16 protein-coding genes, 2 tRNA genes and 1 pseudogene are annotated in these 13,545 nt (G+C 65.0%); 13 read left to right on the top strand and 6 right to left on the bottom strand.

The genetic code is table 11. The features are described from left to right. The first annotated feature begins 48 nt into the window (after nt 1-48). The 6 genes from pal to nadA all read left to right on the top strand — a co-directional run bounded on the left by pal (nt 49) and on the right by nadA (nt 4,195). The gene (gene pal / locus SZ55_RS26270) at nt 49-546 is read left to right on the top strand and encodes a peptidoglycan-associated lipoprotein Pal (protein WP_044414089.1); all 498 of its coding nucleotides are present in this window, start codon (nt 49-51) and stop codon (nt 544-546) included. A 5-nt stretch (nt 547-551) separates the two neighbouring features. Continuing rightward, the gene (ybgF, locus tag SZ55_RS26265) at nt 552-1,373 is read left to right on the top strand and encodes a tol-pal system protein YbgF (RefSeq protein ID WP_082078346.1); all 822 of its coding nucleotides are present in this window, start codon (nt 552-554) and stop codon (nt 1,371-1,373) included. Between the two features lie 118 nt (nt 1,374-1,491). Further along, on the top strand, nt 1,492-2,139 hold the full coding sequence (gene queE / locus SZ55_RS26260) for a 7-carboxy-7-deazaguanine synthase QueE (protein WP_044414455.1): 648 nt from the start codon (nt 1,492-1,494) through the stop codon (nt 2,137-2,139). 1 nt (nt 2,140) lies between these two features. Then, entirely contained in the window at nt 2,141-2,815 is a 675-nt protein-coding gene (gene queC, locus SZ55_RS26255) for a 7-cyano-7-deazaguanine synthase QueC (protein ID WP_044414083.1), read from the top strand. A gap of 58 nt (nt 2,816-2,873) precedes the next feature. Continuing rightward, nucleotides 2,874-2,949: transfer RNA gene (locus SZ55_RS26250), tRNA-Lys, on the top strand. Nucleotides 2,950-3,136: 187 nt separating this feature from the next. Next, nucleotides 3,137-4,195, top strand: coding sequence for a quinolinate synthase NadA (gene nadA / locus SZ55_RS26245; protein WP_044414080.1), 1,059 nt, complete (start codon nt 3,137-3,139; stop codon nt 4,193-4,195). A gap of 61 nt (nt 4,196-4,256) precedes the next feature. Here nadA and SZ55_RS26240 read toward each other — a convergent pair whose 3' ends face one another. Beyond that, the gene (locus SZ55_RS26240) at nt 4,257-5,690 is read right to left on the bottom strand and encodes a M48 family metalloprotease (RefSeq protein ID WP_044414076.1); all 1,434 of its coding nucleotides are present in this window, start codon (nt 5,688-5,690) and stop codon (nt 4,257-4,259) included. A gap of 106 nt (nt 5,691-5,796) precedes the next feature. Between SZ55_RS26240 and SZ55_RS26235 the strand changes: the two genes are divergently transcribed. After that, nucleotides 5,797-6,036 (top strand): sulfurtransferase TusA family protein, encoded by a 240-nt coding sequence (locus SZ55_RS26235; protein WP_044414073.1) that lies wholly within the window; start codon nt 5,797-5,799, stop codon nt 6,034-6,036. A gap of 22 nt (nt 6,037-6,058) precedes the next feature. Beyond that, nucleotides 6,059-7,138, top strand: coding sequence for an AI-2E family transporter (locus SZ55_RS26230; RefSeq protein WP_044414070.1), 1,080 nt, complete (start codon nt 6,059-6,061; stop codon nt 7,136-7,138). A gap of 53 nt (nt 7,139-7,191) precedes the next feature. Here the strand turns inward: SZ55_RS26230 and SZ55_RS26225 are convergent, their stop codons facing one another. After that, nucleotides 7,192-7,665, bottom strand: a complete 474-nt coding sequence (locus SZ55_RS26225) for a peroxiredoxin (protein WP_044414067.1) — start codon at nt 7,663-7,665, stop codon at nt 7,192-7,194. A gap of 16 nt (nt 7,666-7,681) precedes the next feature. Further along, complete coding sequence (locus SZ55_RS26220) at nt 7,682-8,239, bottom strand: glycine cleavage system protein R (protein ID WP_044414064.1); 558 nt, start codon at nt 8,237-8,239, stop codon at nt 7,682-7,684. A 166-nt stretch (nt 8,240-8,405) separates the two neighbouring features. On the opposite strand from SZ55_RS26220, the gene dapA reads away from it, so the two are divergent. From dapA to SZ55_RS26200, 4 genes are all read left to right on the top strand, one after another. Beyond that, nucleotides 8,406-9,284 (top strand): 4-hydroxy-tetrahydrodipicolinate synthase, encoded by an 879-nt coding sequence (gene dapA, locus SZ55_RS26215; protein ID WP_044414061.1) that lies wholly within the window; start codon nt 8,406-8,408, stop codon nt 9,282-9,284. 18 nt (nt 9,285-9,302) lie between these two features. Next, nucleotides 9,303-10,418, top strand: a complete 1,116-nt coding sequence (gene bamC / locus SZ55_RS26210; RefSeq protein ID WP_044414059.1) for an outer membrane protein assembly factor BamC — start codon at nt 9,303-9,305, stop codon at nt 10,416-10,418. 122 nt (nt 10,419-10,540) lie between these two features. Beyond that, nucleotides 10,541-11,410 carry a phosphoribosylaminoimidazolesuccinocarboxamide synthase gene (locus tag SZ55_RS26205; protein ID WP_044414056.1) on the top strand — a complete coding sequence of 290 codons (870 nt, stop codon included), beginning with the start codon at nt 10,541-10,543 and terminating at the stop codon, nt 11,408-11,410. Between the two features lie 148 nt (nt 11,411-11,558). Further along, a tRNA-Ser gene (locus tag SZ55_RS26200) sits at nt 11,559-11,648 on the top strand. A gap of 46 nt (nt 11,649-11,694) precedes the next feature. Here the strand turns inward: SZ55_RS26200 and SZ55_RS26195 are convergent. Further along, a complete protein-coding gene (locus tag SZ55_RS26195) occupies nt 11,695-12,051 on the bottom strand; it encodes a hypothetical protein (RefSeq protein ID WP_236692495.1) in 357 nt (118 codons plus the stop codon). Between the two features lie 171 nt (nt 12,052-12,222). On the opposite strand from SZ55_RS26195, the gene SZ55_RS27800 reads away from it, so the two are divergent. Continuing rightward, nucleotides 12,223-12,462: a DNA-binding protein gene (locus SZ55_RS27800; RefSeq protein WP_232060751.1), complete on the top strand. Its 240-nt coding sequence runs from the start codon at nt 12,223-12,225 to the stop codon at nt 12,460-12,462. A 153-nt stretch (nt 12,463-12,615) separates the two neighbouring features. On the opposite strand, the gene SZ55_RS26190 is transcribed toward SZ55_RS27800, so the two are convergent. Both SZ55_RS26190 and SZ55_RS28400 read right to left on the bottom strand, forming a co-directional pair. Then, nucleotides 12,616-13,167 carry a GNAT family N-acetyltransferase gene (locus tag SZ55_RS26190; protein ID WP_052807680.1) on the bottom strand — a complete coding sequence of 184 codons (552 nt, stop codon included), beginning with the start codon at nt 13,165-13,167 and terminating at the stop codon, nt 12,616-12,618. 149 nt (nt 13,168-13,316) lie between these two features. After that, nucleotides 13,317-13,545 (bottom strand): annotated as a pseudogene (locus tag SZ55_RS28400) (IS110 family transposase); the annotation flags it as partial.

Genomic DNA, 13,545 nt, shown 5'->3' with positions numbered 1-13,545 from the left:
CTATTTGCTTTTTGCTAAACACACTGGGGCTCATTAGGAGTTACAACGATGGAAATGATCAAGTTCGGTAAATTCGCAGCACTGGCTCTGGCCATGGCCGTAGCAGTAGGTTGCTCCTCCAAGGGCGGCGAAAACTCCGGCGAAGGCGCCGTAGATCCGAACGCTGGCTACAACGCCAACAACAGTGGTCTGGATTCCAGCCTGAGCGAAGAAGCCGCTCTGCGCGCCATCACCACTTTCTACTTCGAGTACGACAGCTCCGACCTGAAGCCGGAAGCCATGCGCGCTCTGGACGTACACGCCAAGGACCTGAAAGCCAACGGCAACCGCGTTGTCCTGGAAGGCCACACCGACGAGCGCGGCACCCGCGAGTACAACATGGCTCTGGGTGAGCGTCGTGCCAAGGCCGTTCAGCGCTACCTGGTTCTGCAGGGCGTTTCCCCGGCTCAGCTGGAACTGGTTTCCTACGGTGAAGAGCGTCCGGTTGCCACCGGCAACGACGAGCAGTCCTGGGCTCAGAACCGTCGCGTAGAGCTGCGTAAGTAATAGCTATGCGCAAGTGCCGTCGTGCTTTGACTGTATTGGCCCTGGGTAGCCTGCCCTTCGCAGTGTTTGCCGAGGTTCCCGTGGTGGACGGAAACAACGCCGGTTACGGCGCTTATCCGCCCGCTGGTTATGGTACGAACGGCGCCTATGCCGGAACCGGGGCGCAAGCCCCGGTTTCCGCGCAAGGCGAGCTGTTCATGCAACTGCAGCAGATGCAGGAAGAGATCGGTCGCCTGCGCGGCATGGTCGAAGAACAGCAGAACGAGATCCAACAGCTGAAGCAACAGAGCCTGGAACGCTACCAGGACCTGGACAGCCGGCTGAGCTCTGGCGCCGCAGGTGCCCCGGCTCCGGCCCAACAGAATGCTCCCGCCGATGGCGCCATCAACGCCGCCGGTGCTCCGGCCGCTCCCGCCCAGCAACCTGCTGCGAGCAACGAGCCAGCCGACCCCGCCAAGGAAAAGCTCTACTACGAAGCCGCCTTCGACCTCATCAAGGCCAAGGACTTCGACAAGGCCAGCCAGGCCTTCACCGCTTTCCTGCGCAAATACCCCAACAGCCAGTACGCCGGTAATGCCCAGTATTGGCTCGGTGAAGTGAACCTGGCCAAAGGCGACCTGCAAGGTGCTGGCCAGGCCTTTGCCCGTGTCAGCCAGACCTACCCGCAGCACGCCAAGGTGCCCGACTCGCTCTACAAGCTCGCCGATGTCGAGCAGCGCCTGGGTAACGCCGACAAGGCCAAGGGCATCCTCCGCCAGGTGATTTCCCAGTACCCGGGTACTTCGGCTGCCCAACTGGCCCAGCGCGACCTGCAGCGTCTTCGCTGAGTCCCTCGCGTCCATCGAGAAACCCGCGCCCGTCGCGGGTTTTTTCGTTTAGAATCGCCGCCCTTCTTACCCGCAACGGAGGCGGATGGCCTGTTTCGCCGTCACGCCCGTGGCCCTTATGCAACAGACCCTGCGAATCACCGAGATCTTCTACTCGTTGCAGGGGGAGACGCGTACCGCCGGCTTGCCGACGATATTCGTGCGCCTGACCGGCTGTCCCCTGCGCTGCCAGTACTGTGACACCGCCTATGCCTTCAATGGCGGGCAACTCCAGTCCCTCGACGACATCCTCGAGCAGGTGGCCGCCTACCGGCCGCGCCATGTCTGCGTCACCGGGGGTGAGCCGCTGGCCCAGCCCAACTGCATCCCGCTGCTGGCGCGCCTGTGCGATGCCGGCTACGAGGTGTCCCTGGAGACCAGCGGCGCGCTCGACATCGCCGCCGTCGACACCCGCGTGAGCCGCGTGCTTGACCTCAAGACGCCCGGCTCCGCCGAAGTCGCGCGCAACCGCTACGAGAACATTGCCCAGCTCACCCCGAACGACCAGGTGAAGTTCGTCATCTGCTCCCGTGAGGACTACGACTGGGCGGTCTCCAAGCTCATCGAGTACCGCCTTGAACAGCGGGCCGGCGAGGTGCTGTTCTCCCCCAGCCACCACCAGGTGGACGCGCGCCAACTGGCCGACTGGATCGTGGCGGACAACCTGCCCGTCCGCCTGCAACTGCAGCTGCACAAGATTCTCTGGAACGACGAACCGGGACACTGACATGAGCGACAAGAAAGCGGTCATCCTTCTTTCCGGCGGCCTGGATTCCGCCACCGTCGTAGCCCTGGCCCGTGCCGACGGCTACGCCTGCTACACCATGAGCTTCGACTATGGCCAGCGGCACCGGGCCGAGCTGCAGGCAGCCGAGCGCGTGGCTCGCCAGCTGGGTGTCGTGGAGCACAAGGTCATCGGCCTCAACCTCAACGGCATCGGCGGTTCGGCGCTGACCGACGACAGCATCGCCGTGCCGGAGAGCCCCACCGAGGGCATCCCCATCACCTATGTGCCGGCACGCAACACCGTGTTCCTCTCCCTGGCGCTGGGCTGGGCCGAAGTGCTGGGTGCGCGCGACATCTTCATTGGTGTGAATGCCGTGGATTACTCCGGCTACCCGGACTGCCGCCCCGAGTTCGTCGACGCCTTCGAACGCATGGCCAACCTCGCCACCAAGGCGGGTGTGGAAGGGCAGGGGTTCCGTATCCAGGCGCCGCTGCAGAACCTCTCCAAGGCCGAGATCATCCGGGCCGGTATTGCCCAGGGGGTAGACTACGGCCTGACCGTTTCCTGCTACCAGGCCGACGACCAGGGGCGGGCATGCGGCAAGTGCGACAGCTGCCGGCTGCGTGCCGCAGGCTTTGCGGCGGCCGGCGTGGAAGATCCGACACCCTATTTCTGAAAATTTTTCCGAGGGGTGTTGAATTCCTGAATAAAATCAGTATTATACGCCTCGCGTTGGGTCGTTAGCTCAGTCGGTAGAGCAGTTGGCTTTTAACCAATTGGTCGTAGGTTCGAATCCTACACGACCCACCATACAAGGCCTCGAAGAGGCCAACAGAAGCGGGAAGATCGAAAGGTCTTCCCGCTTTTTCGTTGTGGCGCCGCAGCCATCCACCCCGTCATTGATCTGCGCTATCATCCGCCGCCCGCGTGCCTGACCGTCGTCCGGCCCGTGGTTCTACATGGCTTCCACGCTCAGGCGTCCCGCAGGTCCGCAGACATGTCCCAGCTCTCCGAACGTTTCCTCGTCCAGGCCCACCTGGCGGCCAAGCAACCCCGGCAACTGACGCCCGAAGAAGAGACCCAGCTGCGCCAGGCGATCGCGGCCGAGCTCAAGGCGCAGAACGCCGTCCTGGTGGCCCACTACTATTGCGACCCGGTCATCCAGGCGCTGGCGGAAGAGACCGGCGGCTGCGTCTCCGACTCCCTGGAGATGGCGCGCTTCGGCAACCAGCACGCTGCCCAGACCGTCGTGGTCGCTGGCGTGCGCTTCATGGGCGAGACCGCCAAGATCCTCAACCCCGAGAAGCGCGTGCTGATGCCGACCCTCGAGGCCACGTGCTCCCTCGACCTGGGCTGCCCGGTGGATGAGTTCTCCGCCTTCTGCGACCAGCACCCCGAGCGCACGGTCGTCGTCTATGCAAACACCTCGGCAGCCGTGAAGGCGAGGGCGGACTGGGTCGTCACCTCCAGCTGTGCGCTGGAGATCGTCGAGAGCCTGATGGACAACGGCGAGAAGATCCTCTGGGCACCCGACCAGCACCTGGGCCGCTACATCCAGCGTGAGACCGGCGCCGACATGCTGCTGTGGGACGGTGCCTGCATCGTCCACGAGGAGTTCAAGGCCAAGCAGCTCGAAGACATGAAGGCGCTCTACCCGGACGCCGCCATCCTGGTGCACCCGGAGTCGCCCGAGTCGGTCATCGAGCTGGCCGATGCCATCGGCTCCACCAGCCAGTTGATCAAGGCCGCCCAGACGCTGCCGAACAAGACCTTCATCGTCGCCACCGACCGCGGCATCTTCTACAAGATGCAGCAGCTCTGCCCGGACAAGCAGTTCATCGAAGCGCCCACCGCTGGCAACGGTGCCGCCTGCCGCAGCTGCGCCCATTGCCCGTGGATGGCCATGAATACCCTGGAGCGCACCCTGCAGTGCCTGCGTGAAGGCAGCAACGAGATCTTTGTCGACGCCGCGCTGATCCCTCGCGCCGTCAAGCCGCTCAAGCGCATGCTCGATTTCACCCAGGCCGCCCGCATGAAGCTCAGCGGCAACGCCTGAGCCCACGGCGCCCAAGAAAAAGCCCGGATCGATGTCCGGGCTTTTTCGTTTCGGCGCAGGCTCAGCGCATCATCTGCTTCACCGCCTTCTGCTGCTCGATCAGCTCCTGCTGGCGCGCGTCGATGCGGGCTGCCAGCGGGAAGTTGCTGCTGGCCCGGCGCTTGGCGAAGTCCAGTTGCTCGATCGCCTGGTCGAAATCCCCCACCAGGGCGAAGTATTCGGCACGGGCCTGGTGCAGGCCGATGGTGTTGCCGGCCAGGCCGCGCACTTCCGCCACCTGGTACCAGATGTCCGGGTCGTTGGCGCGGGTGCGGGCCAGATCGTCCAGCACCTTCTCGGCGTCCTGGGGCTTGTTCTGCTTCAGCAGCAGGTCCACCCGGGCCTGCTTCAGCGGGTAGCTGGCAGGGTAGAGACCGAGCAGCCGGTCCACCCGCTTCTGCGCGTCCGGCAGGCGGTTGGCGGTGATGTCCAGGTCCACCTGGGCCAGGTTGTAGGCCACCTCGTTGGGCGCCTTGGCCAGCAACTGCGTCAGCGCCTCGCGGGCCTCGTTCAACTGGCCGGCCTTGATCTGGGCGATGGCCAGGCCGTAGCGCGCCGCGTCCAGCTTGGGATCGCTGTCCAGCATGGCGCGGAAGCGCTTGGCGGAGATGCCCGGGGTTTCCTCGAACATCAGCTGCACCCGCGCACGCATCAGCTGGTAGCGCAGGCTGTTCTCCACGCCGCCAGCAGGCAGCTGCTCGGCGCGGTTGCGGGTGTCGGCGATACGGGATTCGGTCACCGGGTGGGTCAGCAGGAATTCCGGCGGCTTGGAGTCGTAGCGGTACTGGCGCATCAGCCGCTCGAACATGTTCGGCATGGCGCGTGGGTCATAGCCGGCCTTTTCCAGGTTGAGCAGGCCGATACGGTCGGCCTCCTGCTCGTTCTGGCGGGAGAAGCGTCGCTGCTCCTGGATGGCCGCTGCCTGGGTCGACATGATCGCCGCCATGCCCGCGTCACCGGCACCGGCCGCTGCCGCGACGATGCCGGCGAGCATTGCTGCCATTACCGGGATCTGCATGCGCTGCTGGGCTTCCACCCCGCGTGCGAAGTGGCGCTGGGACAGGTGCGCGAGTTCGTGGGCCATGACCGAGGCGTATTCGGCTTCGTTGGGCGCATAGAGAAACAGGCCGCCGTTGACGCCGATGATCCCGCCGGGGGCGGCGAAGGCGTTCAGTTGCGGGCTTTTCAGCAGCACGAATTCCAGGCGGCGGTCCTGCAACTGGCTGGACTCGGCCAGCCGGTAGACGCTGCTTTCCACGTATTCCTTGAGCTGTGGATCGGGCAGTTGCTCCACCTGTGCGCGCAGCAGGCCCAGCCAGGCACGGCCCAGCTTGTGTTCCTGGTCGGGCGAAACGATGGAGGAGCTGGCGTCCCCCAGCGAGGGCAGGTCATCGGCCATGGCCGGCGTGGCGAGGAGACAGGCAAGCGCTAGCAGGGTAGGGCGCAACGGGTTCATGCACGGTGGCTCGTAGCGGCAAAGGCGTAAATGTAGCTTTCATTCCGCTCGGCTGGCCAGCGCAGAGAACGCTTCTGTATCCTAGGCGCCCTTCTGGAGATGCCCCATGACCGACGCCGTCCCCTTCGACGCCGAGCTGGATGCCAGCGGGCTCAACTGCCCCCTGCCGTTGCTCAAGGCCAAGCTCGAACTCAACCGCCTCGCCAGCGGCCAAGTCCTCAAGGTCACCGCCACCGACGCCGGTTCGCAACGCGATTTCCGTGCCTTCGCCCGCCTGGCCGGGCACGAGCTGCTGCACGAGGACGCCGCCGACGGCGTGTTCCGCTACTGGTTGCGCAAGGCCTGAGCGCCGCGTTCGAGGGATTCCGATGTTCAAGGTGCTTCGTGACTGGGTGCAGCGCTACTTCTCCGATGAAGAGGCCGTGGTGCTGGCCGTCTTCCTCGTGCTGGGCTTCACCCTGGTGCTCACCCTCGGCAACATGCTCGCCCCGGTGCTGGCCGGCCTGGTGCTCGCCTTCCTGATGCAGGGGCTGGTCAACCAGCTGGAGCGCCTGCGGATGCCGGGCCCGGCGGCCGTCTGGGTGGTGTTCACCCTGTTCATCGGCCTGCTGGCGCTGTTCCTCGTGGTGCTGCTGCCGCTGCTCTGGCAGCAGTTGAGCAACCTCTTCAACGAGTTGCCGCGCATGCTCGGCGAGTGGCAGTCGCTGCTTTTGCTGCTGCCGGAGCGCTACCCGCACCTGGTGACCGACGAGCAGGTGCTCAATGCCATCGAGGTCACCCGCAGCGAGATCGGCAAGTTCGGCCAGTGGGCGCTGACCTTCTCCCTCTCCAGCCTGCCGCTGCTGGTCAACCTGATGATCTACCTGGTGCTGGTGCCGATCCTGGTGTTCTTCTTCCTCAAGGACCGCGAGCTGATCCTGCGCTGGCTGAGCGGCTACCTGCCCCGCGAGCGGCAGTTGATGACCCGCGTGTGGAAGGAGCTGCACCAGCAGATCGCCAACTACATCCGTGGCAAGGTCATCGAGATCGTCATCTGCGGCGGCGTCACCTACGTCGCCTTCGTTTCCCTCGGTCTCAACTACGCCGCCCTGCTGGCGCTGCTGGTGGGCCTGTCGGTGGTGGTGCCCTACATCGGCGCTGTGGTGGTCACCGTGCCGGTGGCGTTGATCGGCCTGTTCCAATGGGGCTGGGGCGACCAGTTCATCTACCTGATGGTCCTCCACGGCATCATCCAGGCCCTGGATGGCAACGTGCTGGTGCCGCTGCTGTTCTCCGAAGCGGTCAACCTGCACCCGGTGGCCATCATCTGCGCCGTGCTGCTGTTCGGCGGGCTGTGGGGCTTCTGGGGCATCTTCTTCGCCATCCCCCTGGCCACCCTGTTCAAGGCCGTGCTGGATGCCTGGCCACGTACTTCTGCGGAGCCGGTCGGGCCTGCGCCCATCATGTGACGGGCAAAAAAAATGCCGCGAAGATTCGCGGCATTTTTCATTGCGGCGGGGGCTCAGGCCTTGTTCAGCGCCTGCGCAGCGGCTAGCACCGCGTCGGCATGGCCCGGCACCTTCACACCGCGCCATTCCTGGCGCAGCACGCCGTCCTTGTCGATCAGGAAGGTGCTGCGGTCGACGCCCAGGTACTCCTTGCCGTAGAGCTTCTTCTGGCGGATCACGTCGAACAGCTGGCACAGCGCCTCGTCCTTGTCCGAGATCAGCTCGAAGGGGAAGGCCTGCTTGCATTTGAAGTTCTCGTGGGACTTCAGGCCATCGCGGGAGACGCCGAAGATCACCGTGTTGGCGGCTTCGAACGCGCCGTGGCGATCACGGAAGTCCTGGCCCTCGGTGGTGCACCCCGGGGTGCTGTCCTTCGGGTAGAAGTAGATCACCACCTGCTTGCCACGCAGGTCAGACAGCTTCACTTCCACGCCACTGGTAGCGGCAGCGGTGAAATCGGCGACGGGCTGGTCGAGGCTCACGGCCATGGGAAAGCTCCTCTGTTCAGGGGTGTTGCGGACGCCACGGTTCGATCAGCGCATCCAGGTTCAACGCATCGGCGAAGTCCAGGAACTGATCGCGCAGCCAGCTTATCTGGGTGCCGGCCGGCAGCGTCACGGTGATGGTCGCGTTGAGCATCGTGCCCATGGTCTGCGGCGCCTGGTAGGTGTCGCAGGTCAGGTTCTCGATCTCCACACGGTGGTCGAGGAAGAACTGGCACAGCTCGCTGAGGATGTCCGGGCGGTACACCGCGCTCACATATGCGACGTACGGCATCGAGTTCGGACGCGGCTCCAGCAGGCCGCTGCGCACCATGTGGGTGGTGAAGTCGTGGCGCTTGGCCAGGGCCGGTACCCCGGACTCCAGGCGCGCCAGCGCATCCCAGCTGCCGGAAACCTGCAGTACCAGGGCGCAGTACTCGCCGTGGCGGGTCATGCGGCTGCTGACCACGGCACAGCGGTTTTCCTGGCTGGCGCGGCAGAGCACGGTGGTCAGGTCCATCGGGTTCCGGCCAAGGGCACTGATCACGAGGAATTGTTCGCGGGGCGGGGTGGTGGACATGCAGCGTTCCTAAAGCGAGGGGAGGGCGGCGAGGCCGCGTCTATCAAAGCGGGAAGGGTAGCGAAAAGCGCCGCCAAGGGGAATGCTGGCAGGCCCCGTGTCACCTTGTGCTGGACCCAGGCCGCCAGTACCATTACCGCTCTCATTTTCCGGCAGGAGCGGTTGCATGATTGCGGGCAGTATGGTGGCGCTTGTCACGCCCATGGACGCGCAGGGTCAACTGGACTGGGCGAGCCTGGCCAAGCTGGTGGATTTCCACCTCCAGGAAGGCACCAACGCCATAGTCGCGGTCGGCACCACGGGCGAATCGGCCACCCTGGATGTCACCGAGCACGTCGAAGTCATCCGCCGCGTGGTGGATCAGGTCAACGGCCGTATCCCGGTCATCGCCGGCACCGGCGGCAACTCCACCCGTGAGTCGGTCGAACTGACCGCCGCCGCCAAGGACGTAGGCGCCGATGCCTGCCTGCTGGTGACCCCCTACTACAACAAGCCGACCCAGGAAGGCCTGTACCAGCACTTCCGCCACATCGCCGAATCCGTCGCGATCCCCCAGATCCTCTACAACGTCCCCGGCCGCACCGTCTGCGACATGCTGCCCGAGACCGTCGAGCGCCTGGCCAAGATCGGCAACATCATCGGCATCAAGGAAGCCACCGGCGACCTCAAGCGCGGCCAGGAAGTACTGGATCGCGTCAGCAAGGACTTCCTCGTCTACTCCGGTGACGACGCCACCGCCGTCGAGCTGATGCTCATGGGCGGCAAGGGCAACATTTCCGTCACCGCCAACGTCGCCCCCCGCGAGATGGCCCAGCTCTGTGCCGCTGCCATGGCCGGCGATGCCGCCACCGCGCGTGGCCTGAATGACAAGCTGATGCCGCTGCACAAGGCCCTGTTCATCGAGTCCAACCCGATCCCGGTCAAGTGGGCGCTTCACGAAATGGGCCTGATCCCCGACGGCATCCGCCTGCCGCTCACCTGGCTCAGCCCCCGCTGCCACGAACCCCTGCGCCAGGCCCTGCGCCAGTCCGGCGTGCTTGCCTAACCCTTGGAGCAACAACGCATGAAGCGACTGGCCGGACTCTCCGCGCTCGCCCTGATGATCTCCAGTACCAGCGGTTGCGGCTGGCTCTGGGGCGAAAAAGGCTACTTCCGCGACCGCGGCAACGATTACCAGGAAGCGCGCCAGGCCGCGCCCATGCAGCTGCCGGCGGATGCCGACAGCAAGCGGCTCGACCCGCTGCTGCCGATCCCGGCCAACGTCGCCGACAACCGCACCGACCCCGACTACGAAGTCCCGCGCCCGCAGCCCCTGCAGGTGCGTGGCGAAGTCAGCGAGTACAGCCTGCAGAAGAGCGGCGACTCCCGCTGGGTCGTCGCCCAGCGCGTACCGGCCGAAGTCTGGCCGGTGGCCCGCCAGTTCTTTGAGGACGGCGGTTTCCGCATCGCCGACGAGCGCCCGCAGACCGGTGAATTCAGCACCGCCTGGCAGCGCCTCGATCAGCTCTCCGCCCCCCTGGCCCGCCGCCTCGGCAGCCGCGTGAGCGGCCTGGAGCCCGACAGCGAAGTGCGTGCCCGCGTGCGCATCGAGCCCGGCGTGCAGCGCAACACCTCCGAGATCTTCATCCTCACCACCAGCCGCCCGGCTGGCAGCAGCGCCGACACCGGCTGGCCGAGCCGTTCCGACAGCCCGGGCCTGGAAGCCGCGCTGATGGACGAAATGCTCGCCACCCTGGCCCGCAGCGCCGAACAGGGCGGCTCCGTCTCCCTGCTCGCCGCCCGCGACTTCGACGCCCCCAGCCGCGTCACCCTCACCCAGGACGGCAGCGGCAACCCCGTGCTCAACCTCGGTGCCGACTTCGACCGCGGCTGGTCCAGCGTCGGCCGCGCCCTGGAAATGGGCGACGTCCGCGTCGACGACATCAACCGCAGCCTCGGCGTCTACTACATCAACCTCGCCGAGGGTGCCGAGAAGGACAAGGAGCCCGGCTTCTTCAGCCGCTTGTTCGGCAGCGCGCCGAGCAAGGAAGAAATCGAAGCCCGTGCCGAGCGCTACCAGGTCCGCCTGACCCGCGTCGGCGAGAGCGTCCAGGTCACCGTCGAGAAGGACCTCAACACCGTCGCCCCCGCCGACGTGGCGCGCCGCGTGCTGACCCTGATCCAGGAAAACCTCGGCTGACAGCCGAAACCGGGCGGCCCTCGCGCCGCCCGGCATCCAATGGCCGGCCCCGTGCAGGCTGCGGAACCCGATAGGCGAAACCCCGGTTTCGCCTGTTTCGTTTGATAGAGGCGGAAAACGACATGACCACTCCCAGCACCCTGAGCCTGAAGAAGATCTATTCGGGCAAGGTCCGCGACCTGTACGAGATCGACGACAAGCGCATGCTCATGGTTGCCACCGACCGGCTCTCCGCGTTCGACGTCATCCTCGACCAGCCCATCCCCGAGAAAGGCAAGATCCTCACCGCCATCTCCAACTTCTGGTTCGACAAGCTCAGCGGCATCGTCCCCAACCACTTCACCGGTGACCGCGTCGAAGACGTCGTCCCCGCCGCCGAGCTGCCCCTCGTCGAAGGCCGCGCCGTCGTCGCCAAGCGCCTCAAGCCCGTCGCCGTCGAAGCCATCGTCCGTGGCTACATCGTCGGTTCCGGCTGGAAGGAGTACCAGAAGAGCGGCACCGTCTGCGGCATCCAGCTGCCGGCCGGCCTCAAGGAGGCCTCCAAGCTGCCCCAGCCGATCTTCACCCCCTCCACCAAGGCCGCCGTCGGCGACCACGACGAGAACATCTCCTTCGAACAGTGCGAAGCCATCATCGGCAAGGAACTGGCCGCCAAGGTCCGTGACACCGCCATCGCCCTGTACAGCACCGCCGTCGAATACGCCGCCACCCGCGGCATCATCATTGCCGACACCAAGTTCGAATTCGGCATCGACGAAGACGGCACCCTGACCCTCATGGACGAAGTGCTCACCCCCGACTCCAGCCGCTTCTGGCCCGTCGAGAGCTACGTCGAAGGCAAGAACCCGCCCAGCTTCGACAAGCAGTTCGTCCGTGACTGGCTCGAGTCCACCGGCTGGAACAAGGAGCCGCCGGCCCCCGCCGTACCGGCCGACGTCGCCCAGAAGACCGCCGACAAGTACCGCGAAGCCCTCACCAAGCTCACCGCCTGAACCGAGGGTACGCCCACCGCCTGCCGCCCCGATAACGGAGCGGCGGGCGGCTGGAAGTCCGACCTGCTGCAAGCATCTGAAACCACGCGAAAAAATCGCCTCATGGGCTTCGCCATCGGCGGATGAGCTGGTATGATGCGCGCCGTTCGGGAAGATGCCGGAGTGGCCGAACGGGACGGATTCGAAATCCGTTGTGTCAGCAATGGCACCTAGGGTTCAAATCCCTATCTTCCCGCCATACACAGCAAAGCCCCTGGTTCGAGAGAGCCAGGGGCTTTGTGCTTTCAGGCATACCCGCGCGCTCCTGGCGCTGGCAGGGGGCGCTGCACCAGCACCTTCATCCGGCGGATGTCCGACCAGAACAGCTCATCCGGAAACGGCCCCGGCGCCAGCGCGTCCTTCACCAGGAAGTAGCCCTCCTCGCAAACCCCCTCCACCGGCACCACCACACCCACGATGTGGTAGCAGCAGAACAGCGGATGCGGCACTTCTTCCCAGCGCAACTCCATCACCACCGTCTGTCCCAGGTTTGCCAGGGCCGTTCTGGTGTCCACAGGTTGCCCGCTCATGCTTTCCACTCCAGTGCCAGTAGCTGGCGGCAGATCAGCCAGTGTCGCCGGCAAGAGGTCTTCCCGTTCCATGTCCATTCCGTCACTATCCGTGGCTATTTCGAAGGCCTGCACGCCTTCGTCCCTTGGGTAACTATTTCCCACGGGTGGACTATATCCCACGAAATGATGTTCTGGGAAGTTATTGCCCAGAATTAAGGTCGAAGATGTTTTATGCAGACAGCGGGCGATAGAGCACGAGCGTTGATCAAGCGGCTGGGACCGAAAAAGGCCAGCGAGCTGGGGGGAGGCAACCATGACCGCTGGCGAAGCGTCAGCAAAGGCGCGGTAAGAGTCAGTACGGAAGAGATCGACGTGCTTGTGAAGGCCTACCCCCAATACGCGTTCTGGCTGGCTTGCGGGCAGATTGCACCTGAGATCGGGCAGACAAGCCCGGCCTATGACGACACCCATCCAGATTCATCGCCCTCCAGTGCTGAGTGATCACGGGCTGTGTCCCGCAGCTTTCCGCCCAGCGCTGCATGGCTTTTGCCTCTGCAGTTGAGACCGGACGAACGCCAGTGCATCCCTGAATAGCGGATGCCATGCCCTTCGCTTCGCAGGACTACAGGGCAGGCCTGCCCACCCCTGCGTTGCTCATCGCCCCACCTCGTACTCCATCGGATAGTCGAACGGCTCCCGCTCCACCTGCTCCGGCCACAACCACTGCGCATCCACGCAACCCTGACGCTGGTAGAACAGCACCGTCTCCCGTGCCGAGTGGGAAGAGACGTACAGGCGCTGGAAGCCCTTGCGACGAGCCTCTTCAAGGCAGCGGGCAAACAGCAGGCGCCCGATGCCCCGACCACGCTCGCTGGCCTCGACGTGAAACTCCCTCAGGGGGTGGTAACGCCCGCCGGGATCGACAGGCGCGCCGTCCACACAGGCGAAGCCGACGACCCGCCCCTTACAGGTCGCCAGGCAGACCATGCCGCCGTTGGCCAGTGCGGCCCGCAGCGTGTCCTTCACCTCCTGGCGTTCGGCCGGGGACCAGTCGTCGATGAAGGGATCGGCGCTCTCCACCGCGCGTCCCGCCTGCAAGCGAATGACCCGATCCACCGCTTGCCGCCGCTCGAAGGTGAAAACGAAGTCCAGCTCCGAATCGGCTACCGGGGAGGTGTGAAGGGTGATGTCCGGGGGGCTGCTCATGGGCTTCCTGCTGGCAGTCGAGGGGCGGGCGAGCATGGTAATGCAGCACGCAAAGCATTCGTATCGGGTGTTGTGAATCGATGCGCATCGCGGAGCTCAGCGCATCCTACGGGCGTGGAGGGCGCTATGCGTAGATACCGTCTTGATTTCTAGTGAGCAAGGGCCAGTTTTGCGTCAAACGGCTGGCCCGATTTCAGCACGCCATAGGCGATGTTCAGCAACTTGCGCATCGCTGCGCAGACGATCTGCTTGCCGGTCTTGCCCCGCTCCCTTAGCCGTTCGCCCATGGCTCTGATCGCTTCGTTGTAGGTCAGGGCGCTGATCGCGGGCATGTACAGGCCGGCCCTCAGGCGCGATGAGCCCATCTTGGAGATGCGT

Origin of the sequence: Pseudomonas sp. FeS53a (genome assembly GCF_000931385.1) — a bacterium.
GTDB lineage: Bacteria > Pseudomonadota > Gammaproteobacteria > Pseudomonadales > Pseudomonadaceae > Metapseudomonas > Metapseudomonas otitidis.
The sequence above is the reverse complement of the archived record's forward strand: the minus strand, read 5'-3'. Positions and strand labels throughout refer to the sequence as shown.